Origin of the sequence: Gardnerella sp. KA00127 (genome assembly GCF_049244125.1) — a bacterium.
Taxonomy (GTDB): domain Bacteria; phylum Actinomycetota; class Actinomycetes; order Actinomycetales; family Bifidobacteriaceae; genus Bifidobacterium; species Bifidobacterium swidsinskii.
The window spans coordinates 650,568-667,977 of record NZ_CP058377.1; the positions used below are offsets into that span (position 1 = coordinate 650,568).

Below are 17,410 nucleotides of genomic sequence, written 5' to 3' on the forward strand. Positions count from 1 at the left end.
CGCTCCGAGTTGCCTTCGCGCGCTACGCTTTAAGCGCTTCGGCAGGTCGTCGCGCAGAGCCGCAGGCTGCTGATTCGCCAAGCGAAGAAGAAAAATCGAAAAATCTCTGCGATAGACACGGTTATTAAAGGCTAGCATGCAGAGTTTGGGGGATTTCTTTACGAGCACTAAAAGAGGACTGATGGAGCAACGTTCGTAGAGAACGAAGTAGACATGAGAGTCTTTAACAACCAAAGCGACTGAAGGACGGGACGTGCGAGGAAAGAAATCCCCCGAAACTCGCGCCACGTTAATCAATTCGGCGCGCTGGTAATTTCCATTGCTCACATTTCGCCAAGGAAAAGAAACGCGCACGAAATTAAGCATATAAATTAATCTTATAACGACACCCCAAGTTCTTGAATGACCGCATTCAAGCATTTCTTTGCTAGGCTAAAGCGAGTCAAAGAAATTTTTTGGAGGATGTATGTCTACGGTTTTTACTTCGGTTTCCGGTTTTCCACGTATTGGCGCTAATCGTGAGTTGAAGAAGATTATTGAACGTTACTGGAAGCAGGATGCTTCTTTGGATGAAGTGCGTGAAGTTGCTCAGTCTTTGCGAGCTAAGCATTGGCGTTTGCAAGCTGAAGCTGGGATTGATTTAATTCCAAGTAATGATTTTAGCTACTATGACCAAATGCTCGATACTGCTATTTTGCTTGGTGCTGTGCCTGAGCGTTACAATGCTTTGAATTTTGAGCATGCTGAGGATACGCTTTTTGCCATCGCGCGCGGCTACCAGGGTGAGCGCGGCGATGTGACGGCTTTGCCTATGAAGAAGTGGTTTACTACGAACTACCACTATATTGTGCCGGAAGTTGAGAATCCGCAAGACTTGCATTTGGCTGGAACTAAGCCTTTTGACGAGTTTTTGGAGGCTCGCGCGCAGGGTTTGGAAACGAAGCCTGTGCTGATTGGTCCGTACACTTTTTTGAAGTTGGCTCGTACTCCTGAAGCTCAGGAGTTGGAAGTAACAGAGTCTGTGATTTCGGCTCTGGCTTTTGCTTATGCGAGTATTGTTAAGCGTTTTGGCGAGCTTCACGCAACTTGGTTGCAATTTGATGAGCCTTATTTGGCGTTGGATAAAGAGCAAGGCGATTTGGAGCTTTTTGAAGCTTTGTATAAGCCTTTGCTTGAAGCCAGGAGTGCGGAAGTTAAGCTTCTTCTTAACACGTATTTTGGTAATATTGCTGACGCTTACGAAACTGTGAATGATCTTGGTTTTGACGGCGTTGGCGTTGATTTGGTGGAAGGCAAGGAAGAAAATCTTGCAGCCATTGAGCATTATGGTGTGAACGAAAAAACTACGCTTTTTGCAGGCGTTGTGAACGGCCGTAATATTTGGCGCAACGATTATGCTGTAAGCCTTGGTTTGGTTGACGCTTTGCGCGAGAATATTACGGATCGCGTGGCTGTTTCTACTGCTTGCTCGCTTCTTCACGTGCCTTTTAGCACTGTTGGTGAGGATGCTTTGGGGGCGGATGTGTTGCAACATTTTGCTTTTGCTGTTGAAAAGTTGCAAGAGATTCGCGATATTGCCAATCTTTCTGCAGAAGGCGACGAAAGCCGCAAATCTAGTAACGTTTTGGCTAAAAATCAGGCTTTGTTTGACGGTTCACGCGTGAAAGCGGATGTTGCTGTTGCTAATCGTCTTGCGAATCTTAAAGATTCTGATTTTGTGCGATTGCCTAAGAGGGCGGAGCGTCAGCGTCTGCAAAAAGAAGCTCTTGGCTTGCCGGATTTGCCAACGACAACTATTGGATCCTTCCCGCAAACTAAGGATATTCGTAACGCTCGTGCTGATCTTCGTAAGGGCGAAATTACTCGCGAAGCTTACGACGAGTTTATGCGCAATCGCATTGCTCAGTGCATTGAGCATCAGGAGCAAATTGGCTTGGATGTGCTTGTTCACGGCGAGTTTGAGCGAAACGACATGGTTGAATATTTTGGCCAGCATTTGCGCGGCTTTAAGTTTACGAAGAACGCTTGGGTGCAGTCTTATGGCACTCGCTGCGTGAAGCCTCCAATCGTGTGGTCGGATGTTTCTCGCGAGTCTGCAATTACTGTGGAGTGGAGTGCTTATGCTCAAAGCTGCACGAAGCATATTGTTAAGGGCATGCTTACAGGTCCTGTGACGATTCTTAACTGGTCTTGGCCTCGCGAGGATATTACGCACGAGGAGCAGACTCAGCAGTTGGCTCTTGCTATTCGCGATGAAGTGTTGGATTTGGAGCGCGCTGGTATTCGCGTGATTCAGATTGATGAGGCTGCTTTGCGCGAAAAGTTGCCGCTTCGTCGTTCTGATTGGCATAAGAAGTATTTGGATTGGGCTATTGCTGCTTTCCGCCTGGTTCATTCTGCTGTGGCTGCGACTACGCAAATTCACACGCATATGTGCTATTCGGAGTTTAATGACATTATTCGTGACATTGACGCTATGGATGCGGATGTGATTTCTTTTGAGGCTTCTCGCGGTGACTTGGTTGTGCTTGACGCTATTCACGACGCGCATTTTGAGACTGAGGCTGGCCCTGGCGTTTACGACATCCATTCTCCTCGCGTGCCTAGTGAGACGGAGCTTGTGGAGCGTATTCACGAGATTTTGCGCAAGATGCCTGCCGAGAAGCTGTGGATTAACCCGGATTGCGGTCTTAAAACTCGAGGTGACGCTGAAACTTGGCCAAGCTTGGAGAATCTTGTTTCTGCAGCTAAAGAGGTTCGCGCGCAATTGCAAGCTAACAAGCTAAGCAATCAGCAGTGCAATTCTCAGTGCAAGGGGTGAGTTATGCCATATAAACCAAAGTTTTCGCTGGAAGTTTTCCCACCTAAGCGCACATCTCCTATTGGTACGATTTACGATACTTTGGATGGGTTGAAAGGCCTTGACCCGGATTTTATTTCGGTTACTTACGGCACTGGAAAGCTGCAGGATCGCACTGCTACTGCGCGTATTGCGAATACTATTCGCTCCGAATACGGCATTGATGCGGTTGCTCATTTAACAGCTCGATACCTTGATTACGATGCTGTTGATGAAGCTTTGGAAATGTTTGATAATGCTGGTGTTTCCGGTGTTTTGGCTTTGCGCGGCGACGTGATTGCAGGCCAGGAAGCGGCAGGCGTTTTTGAGCACGCTAGCGACTTGGTTTATTATATTCGTTCAAAGCACCCGGATTTGCCGATTTTGGGTGCTTGCTACCCGGAGAAGCATCCGGAAGCGGAAAGTTTGCAAGCGGATATTGATAATTTGAAGCGCAAGGTTGATGCGGGTGTTACGCATTTAATTTCGCAACTTTTTTACGATAACGAGGATTTTTTGCGTTTCCGTGATTTAGCTCGTGCCGCTGGTATTAATGTGCCAATTGAAGCTGGCGTGATGCCTGTTGCGAACGCTTCGCAAGTTAAGCGCATGACGAGTTTGTGTGCGTCTCGCATTACTTCGCAAGTTTCCGCAATGATGGATCGTTGGGGGAGTAATGCTGATTGTTTGCGCGATGCTGGCAGTATTTTTGCTTCTCAGCAGATTAACGATTTAATTGCTGAAGGTGTGGATGGCATTCACTTGTATACCATGAATCACCCGGGCATTGCGCGCAGGATTTGGGCGAATGTGAAGCCGCTGTTTACGAAGATTGGGTAGGTTGCAGCGTTTTGGAGTGGCTGTGAGGGTGGGTGTTACTTGTCTCGCAGCGCTCCGCTCTTATACCTTACTTGAACTTATAGGTTGCATAGTTAAGTTTAGTTTTTTACTTACTTTTTCTGCAGAAATATTATTTATCAGCAAGATATTACTATCGTTCCGCTTTTATATTGCTCGACCAAGCAACACCCACTCTCACTACCAGTAAAGCCGCTAGTGTTCTGTGGTGCGGTAGTAGTGCTTGGTGTGACGTGTGCAGCAGCGATGATGTTAGTGTTCTTTGAACAACAGGCAGTGAGTATTGAAATTTAACATAGAGTGTGTGAGTGTATATAAATGTATATCTATGTATATATGCACAAAATAAATGCAATTTATTCTAAACATGTGTTTAGAATCGACGTTAAAAATGTAATCTAGCTTACATTTGCTATATTAATTTTGACCGCAAAAACCTGCCGAAAACGTTGAAATAAAGTCTCGCGGGGGGGGGTTAGTAGGCTATGCATCATAACAGATACATTGCAAAATATTCATATATTAGGTATTATTGAACATAAATCTCAACAAGGGATTCGTGCTTTTGAAAGCTGAGTGGAAGTTTTATATGTATCTGATTGTAGTTCAATCAGCGTTTGATTACTACATAAAGCTCTTCACTAATAAATTCATAAAGACTTATTCAGAGAGAATCGATATTAAGGAGATATCATTATGATAAATTCAAATTCCGGAAAGCACGCACGCAAGGTTACATTGGATGCTGCAGTAAGTAACGCGATTGCGAAGGCTGTGGATGCTCGCAAGGTGGCGGCGTTTACGGTTGGCGCTGCAGGCGTGTTAGCTGGTGCGTCGTTCGCTTTTGGTGCAACTCCGGCAATGGCGGCGGAGGTGAGTGGTACTCCTGATACTAAGCCGGATGTAGCTCAGACGCCTGTGACTGCTGGTGAGAATGCTGGGACTGGTAAGAAGGCTGAAGCTGGCGATAAGAATCAGACTGAAGCTAATAAAGAGGCTGGGTATAAGGCTGAGAATACCAATAAGCAGGCTGAGCAGAAATCCGAGAATACTGTAAATACTGATGGTACTGAAAATAAATCGACTGTTGTAAAGATTCGTGGTAAGCGCTCGTTGCCTGATGCTCAGCCAACCGACGAGACTGCAACTGAAAATCAAGATCGCGCTTCTGATGGTTCAGCAGGTCAAGATCCTAATAAAATTAATCCAGACACAACGGATACCTCTAATACCAAGATTGATATTGACGAGAATAACGCTGACACTATGCCGAACGTGTATGGCTGGGGAAGCTCAGACAATACATACAGCGTAGATGGTGAAAAGCATACTATTACTTTCCATTTTGCAAAGCCAAAAGATGGCAATATTACCAGTATCGCTATTTTCCCTGCTAAGACGAATGGTTTCAATAATGAGAAAAGTGAGAGAGGTATTGATTTTTACTCGAAAAATTCAGGTAAACACCAAGCTTATTCTGGCGAATATGAGTTTACTGCGAATAATGATGGTTCTGCTGACCTTAAGATGACAACTCTTTTTAGGGATGGTAACCTTAATGGAGGCGCTGAGAAGTATACAGCCAGTCGCTCTATTTTCGTGTACGTAACTAAAGATAATAACGAAACTGTTGCTTATAAAACAAACGTATTCCGTGCTGTAACGCTTGTGCCGCCAAAAACTTCCGGCTCTGTGGTGCTTAAGTATAACGAGCAGCTTACTCCTGAAAAGGTTCAATCAGCAATTACTGCCGCTGGCAATATTGAGACAGCGCGTAGTGATAAGAAGTCTGTAAATAATCAGCTTTCTGATAAATTTACAGAAAATATTAACGTAAAAGCTGATGGTGCTTACGACAAGACTGCATTTGAGGCTATTAATAAGGAAACCTCAGCTCAAGGCGCAACGGATAAGACTTACGTAGCTGGCGCGAATACGCTTAACACCTATATGGTTACGGATTTGGGCTTTAAGTCGCAAGCTATTCCACTTACTGTTGCGCGCTACGATACGCGTATCGAAAAGCCGATTGTGGACGACCTGTCCAAGGTTTCCGATGATGTAAAAACCGAAATTAAACGCAAGCTTGCGCACCTTAATCACGTAAGCCAAGATCAGGTGACCATTAACGACCAGGGTGAAGTCACTATCAACTTTGCTGGCGTGGATGCTAAGGACGCTCCTAAGATTGCACTCAGTGACCTTGTGTTGAAGAAGCTTGCTGAGAAGGATGTCGTCGTTCCAGCTGGCGAGAAAGCAGTCTTTGTGGCTAACCCACTTGGATACTCAAATGCTGAACTTGACCGAATCAAGCAGGCTATTTTCGAAGCTAACAAAGACAACAAAGAGCTTGGCCTTACCAGCACAGATCAGATTTCGCTTTCGTACCTTACTGGCGATCTTACTGCATCTGGTGATGCTAATAAGGGTATCTCTAATGGTCAGGCGGAAAACAAGATTACCGTTAAGATCAAGACCGATAAGGCAGTTGCCGAGTTTACGTCTGATATAAAGGCTAATAAGCTTACAAAGCTTCCAAATATTCGTACGGATTACGACGTTACTTGGACTAAAACCAAGATTGATGGTCGCGAAACCGACGAAGGTATTTCTTGGAGTAATGATCAGAAAACCACTATTATCTACCGTTACGATCCAACTAAAGCAGAAGAATTTGATACAACAAAGATTCTTGGTTTGCTGAAAGCTAAACCAAAGGATCCAAAGTCTGGTTTGCGCGACCTTACAGGCGGCGAGACGCTTGCCTATGAAGGTACAAGTAATCATTCGCGCAAGTCGCACATGAACTATGCGTTGCAAAATGAAGAGCCAACGGGCGAGCTTACGCTTGGCAATATGGGTGGCGCTTATTGGTCTGGGAATCAGAAAGTTTCTAATTCTGACGTAGACCTCGGTGATAATTTATCAGATGCTGGTTCGTATTCATGGGATACAGAGGCTGGCTCTGTAACGGTGGCTGCTAAAAAGGGCAAGATTTTCAAGGCGCGTCTGTTTGTTGAGCCGTATGCAATGACATACTATAAGCATGTTTATCTGGAGCAAGGCCGCAATCCAGGCAATACAGCAAAAGCAATTAACGTTATCTTTGTGCCGCAGACGAATCATAAGACGAAAGACCTTTCGGATTCGATTGGCGAGCACAAGACCGAAAACGTTGAGGGCAAGGATGTTCCAACACAGTCGAAGTATTACAACGCGTCTGCTGATAAGAAAGAGGCATATGAAAAGGCATTAAAGACTGCAACAGACTTGCTTGCAACTGTTAAGGACAAGCAAGAAAAAGACCTTACCGAAGAGCAGAAGGCGCAAATCGATAACGCTACGATTAACCTTAATAAGGCACGCGCCGAGCTTGATGGTCCTGACACCAACAAGGACGGGCTGAACGCCTCGATTGAAGCCAACGGCAAGGCCGCTGAAGGTAGTACTGCCGCAACTGGTACACAAGCAACGAACCAGTTCAAGAACGTAAGCGACCCTGACTTCAAGAAGGCAGACGGTTCTGATGATAAGGACAGAAACGAAGCTGCTAAGAAGGCAAAGACAGATTACGACAAGGCTCTTGAGGAAGCTAATAAGGTAAAGGAAGACAAGAACGCCACGCAGAAGGCTGTTGACGACGCTAAGGCTAAGCTTGATGCTGCGCGCGAAAAGCTTAACGACTTTACCACCAACAAGGATGAGTTGAATAATGCCATCGCTCAGCATGGTAAGGTGAACACGGGCGATGCGTCTAAGCGAGGCGACGAGAAGCTTAAGACCGCCGACCCAACTTACCAGAACTCTAACGAGACAGAGCGCAAAGCCTACGACGACGCTGTAGCAGAAGCAGATAAGGTCTCCAAGGATCCAAACGCTTCTCAAAAAGAAGTAAACAAGGCTATTGATGATCTTAAGAAAGCTAAGGCAGCGCTTGATGCCAACGCAACCGACAAGGCTCCTCTTGCCGCTGCGGTGCAAAAGAGCTTCGATAATCCTGATCCAAACGATACTACCAAGCAAAGTGTGTTCTACAAGAACGCTAAGGCTAAGACTAACGATCCTGCTGCTCAGCAAGCTGTCACAAATTATGACAACGCGCTAAAGAAAGCTAAAGACGTCCTCGCAGACAAAAACGCTACCAAGAAAGACGTTGAGGACGCTAAGAAAGCGCTTGAAGACGCTGAAGCAGCACTTCATGCCGACAAATACTCTACCGATAAAACCGATCTTGGTAAAGCTATTGCGGACAACTTCAGCGGTTATTTGATGCCAGCCTACTTCAACGCGTTTGATAAAGCGCAAGCAGGCGACGAGCAGGCTAAGAAAGACTTCAAAGCCTATAACGACGCTTATCACGCTGCAAAAGACTTGATGGATGAATTAAATAAGCCTGGGAGCACCGTAGATCAGAAAAAGGTTGATGCGGTTAAAGAGCAGCTAATCGCTGCTCGCAAGATTATTGACACCTACGCAACCGACACCAGCAGACTTTCGGCTGCTGCGCTTAATGACTTTGCAATACAACACAGCCCAGCCTACGCGAATTTGAAAGAACTTGCCGAAAAGCAAAATCCTAGTGAAGAAGAAAAAGCTAAGGTAGAAGCTGCTAAAAAGGCTAAGGAAGCGTATGAAAAGGCAGCAGCGAAACTAACAGCTGCGCTTACTAACACGCTTCCGAAGGATCAAGCAAATGGTCATGATATTCCTGATAACATTATCCCAAAGGAAGATGGCGACCCTAACGATAAGGACTACCTGAAAGACATTCAGGCGCACAAAAACGGTGAGCCGCTGAACAGGGATGTTGACACAATCCTTAAGGAAATGAACGAAGCAGCGAAGGCGCTGGATAAGTTTGCGACTAAGACCGACGAGCTGATTAAGTCGATTAACGAGGACGCAACCACTCATCCAAGCCCTGCGTTTAAGAACGCGTCGCAGCCAAGCTTCCAAAAGCCTGATGGCTCGGGACCGGATGATGCCAAGAACGCTGCTGCTAAAGCGGCAGCAGATGCCTACGGCAAAGCACTCAACGAAGCCAAAGACTTGCTCAAGAAGCCTGATGCTACGCAAAAGGAAGTCAATGATGCGTTGAAGAAGCTTGACGACGCTCGCAAAGAGCTTGACAAGTACAACACCGACACCACCAAGCTTGCGGAAAGCGTAAAAAAGCACGGTTCTACAGAGGGTCCTGCGCCTACGGAAGGCACGCAAACTTCTGATGCGTATCGCAATGCGTCTGATCCTCACTTCTTAACTGCTGATGGCAAGCCTGATACTAAGAAAAATGATGATGCCAAAGCGGCTAAGAAGGAGTATGATGAAGCTTTAACAAAAGCTCAGGAGCTTTTGAAGAAGCATGATGATAAAGACACGCCGCAAGATGCAAAGCCAACGCAAAAAGAAATCGACGACGCACTGAAGACTCTTGACGAAGCTCGCAAGAAGCTTGAGGATAACTATAAGACTGTTACTACTGGTCTTGAGACAGAAATTAACAAGTCTACTGCTGAACATGCTCCTGCTGTTACTGAAGGCGACTTTGAAGCTACTCCAGAGTTCAAGAATGCTCAAGCTAAGACAAGCGATGGTAATGAAAATGCAGACGTTACTGCTTACAAGAATGCTCTTGCAAATGCTCGCAAGTTAGTAAGTGATGCAAAGGATACAAACAAGAAGAACAGCGAACGTCCAACGCAAAAGCAGATTAACGATGCGTTCGATGCTCTTACTGCAGCTAAGAAGCAAATTACTGACAACTACAAGACGAATTTTGAAGCGTTGACTTCTGCCAAAGACTTTGCAGATGATGGCTTCAAGAAGACGCCTGAGTACAAGAATGCTCTTGCTAAGAAGACTGCTGGTGATCCAGGTGCTACAAATGACTTGGGTGAAACTGGCAAAGACACTGGCTTCGAGAATGTTCTCAATCAAATCAAGCAGAAGCTTAATGATGATAACTGGAAGAAGACAGCAACTCAGAAGTCTGTAAACAACTTGCTAAAGAAACTGCAAGCAGCTCAAGACAAGATTGCTAACAACTACAAGACTGATGCAAAGCTTCTTGAAAACGAAGTCGGCGATAAGGACGCACAGGGTCAACCTGTAACACCTCCATTCGAGGCGTCGGTTGAGTACAAGAACGCGCTTGAAAAGAAGAACGCTGGTGACGCTACTGCAACGGAAAAGCTTAAAGCTTATGCCGAGAAGCTTGCTAAAGCAAACGAGCTTATTGAAAAGGTCAAGAATCCTGATCCAAACGCAAAGCCAGAAGATCGTCCAACTCAGAAGCAGGTTGATGATGCTCTTGCGGCTTTGAAGAAGGCCAAGAAGGATATCGACGACAACTTCAAGACCAAAGTCGACGCTCTTAAGAAAGAAACGAAAGAGCTTAAGGACGACGGCGGAGCTAAGCCAGACACCGAGAAGTTCGAAAAGTCTACCGAGTACCAGAATGCTCTTGCCAAGAAGGGTGCTGACAGCAAGGATAACGCAGACATACAAGCGTACAATGACGCTTTAGCGAAAGCCAATGAACTTCTTGATCTATTCGACGAGAGTGGCAATCCAAAAGCCAACATTCCAGCTGGAAAGCAACTCCCAACTCAGCAAGAAGTTGACGAGGCTCTTAAGAATCTGAAGGAAATTAAGGATAAGATTACTAAGAACTACGTCACCAGCCCGCATGACTTGCAAGAAGAAGTTGATAAGTCGAAGGGCGGAGATACTGACACCAGAACCGACGTGTTCGAGAATACTCCAGAGTTCAAGAATGCGACTGCTAAGGGTGATGACGCTGCTAAGAAAGCTCTTGACGACTATAACAAGAAGCTCAAGGCTGCCAAGGATCTTCTTGATAAGTTTGATCGCACTACTGGAAAGCCAAAGACTGATCTTCCAGATGGTACTAAAGTCCCAACTCAAAAGCAACTTGACGATGCTCTAAAGGATCTCCAAGCCGCCAAGAAGAAGATTGCCGATGATTACAAGACTGATCCTTCCAAGCTGAAAACAGAAGCAGATGCTGATGCTAAGTTCCGTGATTCTGTATTCTTTATGATTGGAATGACTGAGGATATTGACGCCTATAACAAGGCTTTGGCTGAGGCTAACAGTGTGCTTAAGAATCCGAATGCTACTCAGGCTGAGGTTGACGCGGCTTTGAAGAAGCTTCAGGCGGCTAAGTATAAGATTAATCACCCGTTTGGCATAGGCAGTGGTGTTGGAAGCGGTAGCGGCTATGATGCTGATGCTAGTGATTCTCAGAGTGCTTCGGTTGATAAGACTGCTTTGAGAGTTGAGGTTAATAATTCTGAAGCAGATTCTTCTGCTGCGTCTAAGGCGAATACTGCTGCTGCTAGAGCTTATGTGAGTGCTTTGGCTGAGGCTAAGCGTGTGCTTGCTGATAAGAATGCTACTCAGGCTCAGGTTGATGATGCTTTGAGGAATCTTAAGGCTGCTAAGGCTGCGTTGCGTAATGCTTCCGGTAATGCTGGTGGTCTTGTTAAGACGGGTGCTGCAACTGGCTTGTTTGCAAGTCTTGCTGCAATCTTCTCCGGTCTTGGTGCTGCTGGCGTAGCTTCTCGCCGTCGTAAGCACTCTAACGAGTAGTCTATCGCGTAACTAAAATCCCTCGCAGGTTATCTTCCGATAATCCGCGAGGGATTTTTGTTTCTTCATGCTGCTGCACATGCTGTTCCTGTAGCTTTGCGCCAGTGCTTTGCAAACGGTGACTATTTGTTGCTTAAAGAACACTAGCGTCCGTGCTGAGCGAAGACATGCTCGCGCGGGTAACGCGCTCGCTACGAAACTCGCGTTGGAAGTCCACTGGACTTCCAACTTAAGCGAGTTTCCGCTCCGAGTTGCCTTCGCGCGCTAAATCGCAGCGCGAAAGCAGGTCGTCGCACACATCACGCCAGGCACTCATACTACACACTCCGCATCAGCTTAGTTGCAGGAATATTAGCGTGGTGAGATTTGAGATTTTTCGCACTGAGCGCGGACGCTCGCGCGGGTAACGCGCTTGCTACGAAACTCGCGTTGGAAGTCCACTGGACTTCCAACTTAAGCGAGTTTCCGCTCCGAGTTGCCTTCGCGCGCTACGCTTTAAGTGCTTCGGCAGGTCGTCGCGCAGAGCCGCAGGCTGCTGATTCGCCAAGCGAAGAAGAAAAATCGAAAAATCTCTGCGATAGACACGGTTATTAACGATTAAATACGCAGAGTTTGGGGGATTTCTTTACGAGCACTAAAAGAGGACTGATGGAGCAACGTTCGTAGAGAACAAAGTATGCATGAGAGTCTTTAACAGCCAAAGCGACTGAAGGACGGGACGTGCGAGGAGAGAAATCCCCCAAAACTTGCGCCACGTTAAGAATGATGCCTAAAACTCGCCACGCTATGAGCGCGAAAGCAGGTAGTTTCGCAGCCTTGTACACCACCACAATGTAAAGTTGCGGTATGGAAAGTGCGAACAGAACAGATAGTGCAACTACTGAAACCAACTGCAACGAAAGCAGCACAAACTCTTCCGCACTCACCTCAAGAAGCCTTATTAAAGCCGGTTTTTCTCGCCCGGATGCCGCACGTTGCGCAATGATAGCAATATGCAAAAACTGCAATAAAATATCTTTTGAAACACTACTAAGAAGCGCGCTTACAGTTGAAGATCCAGATTCTGCATTGCTTTCATTGCAAGATTTAAGTGAAGCATACCCCGAAATAATAAATAATATTTCAACTTCAAATTCGCAAGTATCTGACTCATTAACAAGCCTAATGCAAGTATTAGGTGCGTCTAACGCGTTGGCAATGCTTATGCGCACAAGACCTAATCTTATAAAAGCCGCTGCAAACGACCCGAATCATCTTTTTGCAATGACTAGGGAAGAGCGTGTAAAAGACTTACTCGAGGCAATACAAGCGTATACTGCAACAGTTGTTTCTTCTGAAAGCAGCAATTCCAACACAATTTACTTAACATCCCTCGGCTTTGCGCAAGCAGTTTCTGCGCTTCGTGCGCGCTACCGTGAGCATGTTGCTACAATTATGGCAGCTGATTTAGCGAGCACTGACCCTGTTGAAGTGCAGCCAGATATTAGTCGTAAGCTTTCCGACGCTGCCGATGCTGTTCTAGAGGCAGCGTTGTCTATTTCGCGCGGACAGGTTACTGGTTCTTCCGCATGCAGATTTGCGATTATTGCTATGGGTAAGCTTGGCGCGCAAGAAATTAACTACGTTTCCGATATTGATTTGATTTACGTTGTGGAGCCTGCGGATTTAAGCAACAAGCAGAACCAGGATGCTGCTTTGCGTGTTGGTGCTTCTATGGCGATGGTTTTGCAAAAAGTATGCCAGTCGGTGGTTATGGGCTCTGTGGAGCCTCCACTTTGGCAGATTGATACTGCGCTTCGCCCGGAAGGTAAGGATGGTCCTCTTGTTCGTAGGCTTGATTCTCATATGGAATATTATGAAAAGTGGGCGAGTAGCTGGGAGTTTCAGGCACTTTTGAAGTCGCGCCCTGCAGCAGGGGATGCGGATCTTGGAAAAGCTTATCGCGATATGGTCGAGCCGTTTATTTGGAAGGCTTCTGGTCGTGAGCATTTTGTAGCTGACTGCCAGCATATGCGTCAGCGTGTGGAGTCGCTTATTCCGGCTTCTCAACGCGATTTGGATATGAAGCTTGGTCGCGGCGGCTTGCGTGACGTGGAGTTTACTGTGCAAATGTTGCAGCTTGTGCACGGAAGTGAGGATGAGTCGCTTCGAGTAAGGGATACTATTTCCGCTTTGCAAGCGTTGGCTCAAGGTGGCTACGTCTCTAGGTCTCAGGCGGCGCTTTTGGCAGAACACTACCGTTTTGAGCGTGTTCTTGAGCATCGTCAGCAAATGTGGAGTATGCATCGCACGCATTTGTTCCCAGATTTGGGTGCGCAAGGAAACGGCGGCTTGGATCGTGCGCGCACAATTTCTACAGAGCAGCTTAACAATAATGATCAGATTTGCCGTCTTGCTCGTGCTGTGCGGCTTCGTCCGGAAGAGTTAGTTGCGCGTTTTGATAAAGCTCGTCGTGAAATTCGGCACTTGCATAAGGATATTTACTACCGTCCGATGCTTCCTATTAACGCTCAAACGGATGCGGATCCTATTGTGCTTTCGCCGGAGGCTGCTTGCGCGCGTTTTGCTTCTATTGGTTTTGCGGATGCTCGCGCCGCGCAATTGCATGTTGAAGCGCTTACGGAGGGGCTTTCTAGGGCTGCTAAAATTCACAGAATTTTGCTTCCAGCAGTGTTGAAGTGGCTTGGCGATGGGCAGAATCCAGATATGGGTTTGCTTGCGTGGCGGCGTCTTGCTGAGCGTTTTGGCGGAAAGAACACGTATCTTGGTTTTTTGCGTGATTCTCCTTCTGCAGCTCAGCGTCTTTGCCACGTTTTGGCGGATTCGCGCTACTTGGGCGACGCTATGATGCAGTCGATGCAATCTATTACTTGGCTTGGTGACGACGAAGCGTTATCTGCGCGAGATAGGGCAAGTCTCGACATGCAAACTAGCGCAATGGTTGCGCGTTATGCAAGTAATATTGAGGATTTTGCGCAGTCTTTGCGTGCTCTTCGCCGGCAGGAAATTGAGCGAGTTGCTTTAGCTTGGATGTGTGGTCTAATTGATGACGATACTTCTATGCTTGCAATGAGTGATGTGTTTGATGCTATTTTAGATGCGACTTTGCAATGGTCCATGCGTGAAGCTGTGTCAGTCATGAATTTGAATGCTCCTCAAGCTGAAATTGCTATTATTGCTTTAGGTCGTTACGGTGGTAGAGAAGTAAACTTCTGTTCTGACGCAGATATTATGGTAATTTACAAGCCTGTTGGTGAAGATTGCGATTTAAACGCAGCTCACCGCTTTGCGCAAAAAACTGTAGATATTTTGCGTAATATTTTGCAAGGTCCTCTTACGCTTGAACCAAAAATCATGGTCGATTTGGATTTGCGTCCGGAAGGGAAAGACGGTCCGCTTGTTCGCTCGCTAGAATCTTGCGAAAAGTATTATCGTCAATGGGCTAGCACTTGGGAGCATCAAGCGTTGTTGCGAGCGCGTTTTGCTGCAGGTTCTAAGGAGTTGGCGGATGCTTTGCTTGATGGCGTTGTAAACGAATTGCGTTACGCTGCAAATCCTCTTAGTGATTCTCAGCTTGCTGAAATTCGTAAGATCAAAGCGCGCATGGAAGCGGAGCGTTTGCCTCGAGGTGTGAGTAGGGACAGGCATTTGAAGCTTGGTCGTGGCGGTTTAAGCGATGTTGAGTGGACTGTGCAATTGATGCAATTGCAATATGCTTCAAAGCATGAGTCTTTACGAGTAATTGGAACTATGCAAGCGTTGAAAGCATTGCAATCTGAGCATTTTATAAGCGACGAGGATGCTGAAGTTTTAAGCCGCTGCTGGCATATGTGTTCCGCGGTGCGCAACTCAAACTTCTTGTGGTCTGGCTCAATGGCTCGCGCAGATATTATTCCAACTGACTCGTATTCTTTGGGCGGAATTGCAACTTACCTTGGCTACGAGCCGAACCAGGGCCGCGTTTTTGAAAACGATCTTTTAGCAACTATGCGTCAGTGCCGTGAAATCATGTCTCGTCTTTTCTACGCTCGCTAATTTCTCAATCTTTAGTCGCTTCACATTTATTGTTGCATTCTCTTCTTTAGGTTATAATTGCAGGACGGGAGGTGATTTTAATGAAAAATGCAGTAATGAGTAATAATGTAAAAGAAAGAGCCAACACTTCAGTTTTTTATGCTGATGTTTCTGCGCCTATAAAACAAGCAGTCAGTGGTGAAAATTTAGAAGAAAATGACGAATTATTATCTACTGGTTTTGCTGCAAAACTTATGCATAGTTATAAGCAGTCAGTTTCTGGTTTAGTGCGTCCGTATGCGGATGTTTTTGCTGAGTTAGAAAAGGGCTTGTAATGAGTTCCTTTGATATTCTTGTTACTCAAGATGCAGAAAACGATTTAAAAAATATAAGAGACTATATTGCATCTAATATCTCTAAGAAAACTTCCGTAAGAATTTATTAATTTTATTAAATCTAGTATCGAAAGACTGTCTCTTTTTCCTCAGTTTGCACCTGTAGTTAAGTATGAGCCTTGGAATTCACTTGGTGTGCGTCGTATTATTGTAAAGAATTTTCTTGTTTATTACAGAGTTGTTTTAGAAGAAAATACAGTTTATATTTTGAAGGTTACTTATGGTAAACGTAATCAACAAACTGTATTGGAACAAATAGATTTATTGGATTAAGTACTTATTAAATGTTGCATAATAAGTTATAGTTCTCCGCCACTCCGGGGGTGGGGGATTCGTCAACGCTAATCAGTAAAATTACGTAGGTCGCGTGTGGTTGCGACCGTTTGCCAATTGACGGAAGGTGAGCGGTACTTATTATGACGAACGCAATTTCTAGTTCTTTACATCAAACTTTTTCTCGCAGCACAATTGCAAATTCTCTAGCTGGCAAAAGTGTTGTTACATTAGACGATATTTCAACTGCGCAAATACGAATGCTTTTAGACAAAGCGCGATACATTGATTCGCACCGTAAAGAAGTGGCTCACACTTGCGATGGCAGAGTGTTGGCCACTCTTTTTTATGAGCCGAGCACGCGCACTCGCTTAAGCTTCGAAACAGCAATGCTGCGTTTAGGCGGAAAAGTAATCGGTTTTGCAGGTGCGCAACTTTCCAGCGCGAGCAAAGGTGAGACTGTAAACGATACTTTGAAAGTCGTGTCTAACTATGTCGATGTTGTTGCAATGCGTCACCCAAAGGAGGGTGCTGCTTTTGTTGCAACGCAAGCTGTGAGCACGCCTATTATTAACGCTGGCGACGGCGGTCACATGCACCCAACTCAAACTCTTGCAGACTTGGCAACGATTCTTGCGCGTTTCGGCCGCCTTAATAATCTCACTGTCGGCTTGTGCGGCGACTTAACATATGGTCGCACGGTTCACTCGCTTATTGAAACTTTGTGCCGCTTTGGAAACGTTCATTTTGTGCTGATTAGCCCGGATGAGCTTAAAACTCCGCAGTACGTAATCGACCGTATTATTGACACTCCTTCGTGCACTTATGAAGAAACTCGCGACTTGATGGAAGTTATTGGCAAGCTTGACGTGCTTTACATGACTCGCGTGCAAGAAGAACGTTTTACGGATCGCGAGCAATACTTGCGACTTCGTGACACGTACATTTTGACTGAAGAAAAATTGCAAAAAGCAAAGTCGCATATGCCTGTGCTGCATCCGCTTCCTCGAATTAACGAGATTGCTGTTGATGTTGACGACGATCCGCGCGCAGCATACTTTGAGCAGGTTAAAAACGGTATGCTTATGCGTATGGCTTTGGAAAGTTCCGTTCTTGGCGACGAGCTTTGCGGCTACGGGCCAACTGATTTTGTGAACGTTCCAGAAGACGAATTGCAAGCGGTTGATGCACACGGAATTTCATTAACGGATCCTCGCGTTCACACAACCGACGAGAATGCGCCTGAAACTCTTACATGCCCGAATCCTCGTTGCATAACAAACAGCGAACTAACTCTTAAACGCAAGTTCTACAAAGCTGATTCCGTAAGGCACGAGTATCGCTGCATGTATTGCGACGAAGAAGCAGAAACTAAGTAAAAAATTTAATAATATTATTATATAACTGTAAAAATTAC

Annotated in this window: 7 protein-coding genes; all 7 read left to right on the plus strand. The window is 45.8% G+C overall.

Annotation, left to right across the window (positions count from 1 at the left end; translation table 11 throughout):
• The first annotated feature begins 466 nt into the window (after positions 1-466).
• On the plus strand, positions 467-2,821 hold the full coding sequence (gene metE, locus HXT48_RS02535; protein ID WP_410310351.1) for a 5-methyltetrahydropteroyltriglutamate--homocysteine S-methyltransferase: 2,355 nt from the start codon (positions 467-469) through the stop codon (positions 2,819-2,821).
• A 3-nt stretch (positions 2,822-2,824) separates the two neighbouring features.
• Positions 2,825-3,679 carry a methylenetetrahydrofolate reductase [NAD(P)H] gene (gene metF / locus HXT48_RS02540; protein ID WP_116440468.1) on the plus strand — a complete coding sequence of 285 codons (855 nt, stop codon included), beginning with the start codon at positions 2,825-2,827 and terminating at the stop codon, positions 3,677-3,679.
• Positions 3,680-4,393: 714 nt separating this feature from the next.
• The gene (locus HXT48_RS02545) at positions 4,394-11,311 is read left to right on the plus strand and encodes a peptidase (RefSeq protein ID WP_421793162.1); all 6,918 of its coding nucleotides are present in this window, start codon (positions 4,394-4,396) and stop codon (positions 11,309-11,311) included.
• A gap of 846 nt (positions 11,312-12,157) precedes the next feature.
• Positions 12,158-15,346 (plus strand): bifunctional [glutamine synthetase] adenylyltransferase/[glutamine synthetase]-adenylyl-L-tyrosine phosphorylase, encoded by a 3,189-nt coding sequence (locus HXT48_RS02550; protein ID WP_076002920.1) that lies wholly within the window; start codon positions 12,158-12,160, stop codon positions 15,344-15,346.
• Between the two features lie 80 nt (positions 15,347-15,426).
• Positions 15,427-15,660: a hypothetical protein gene (locus tag HXT48_RS02555; RefSeq protein ID WP_004108587.1), complete on the plus strand. Its 234-nt coding sequence runs from the start codon at positions 15,427-15,429 to the stop codon at positions 15,658-15,660.
• Between the two features lie 135 nt (positions 15,661-15,795).
• Positions 15,796-15,993 carry a type II toxin-antitoxin system RelE/ParE family toxin gene (locus HXT48_RS02560; RefSeq protein WP_231130979.1) on the plus strand — a complete coding sequence of 66 codons (198 nt, stop codon included), beginning with the start codon at positions 15,796-15,798 and terminating at the stop codon, positions 15,991-15,993.
• Positions 15,994-16,136: 143 nt separating this feature from the next.
• On the plus strand, positions 16,137-17,372 hold the full coding sequence (gene pyrB, locus HXT48_RS02565) for an aspartate carbamoyltransferase (RefSeq protein ID WP_012914272.1): 1,236 nt from the start codon (positions 16,137-16,139) through the stop codon (positions 17,370-17,372).
• The last annotated feature ends 38 nt before the right edge of the window (positions 17,373-17,410 follow it).

Coding starts and splice junctions, on each gene's coding strand:
- HXT48_RS02555 (WP_004108587.1), top strand. CDS start 15,427: ATGAAAAATGCAGTAATGAGTAATAATGTAAAAGAAAGAGCCAACACT.
- metE (WP_410310351.1), top strand. CDS start 467: ATGTCTACGGTTTTTACTTCGGTTTCCGGTTTTCCACGTATTGGCGCT.
- metF (WP_116440468.1), top strand. CDS start 2,825: ATGCCATATAAACCAAAGTTTTCGCTGGAAGTTTTCCCACCTAAGCGC.
- HXT48_RS02550 (WP_076002920.1), top strand. CDS start 12,158: ATGGAAAGTGCGAACAGAACAGATAGTGCAACTACTGAAACCAACTGC.
- HXT48_RS02545 (WP_421793162.1), top strand. CDS start 4,394: ATGATAAATTCAAATTCCGGAAAGCACGCACGCAAGGTTACATTGGAT.
- pyrB (WP_012914272.1), top strand. CDS start 16,137: ATGACGAACGCAATTTCTAGTTCTTTACATCAAACTTTTTCTCGCAGC.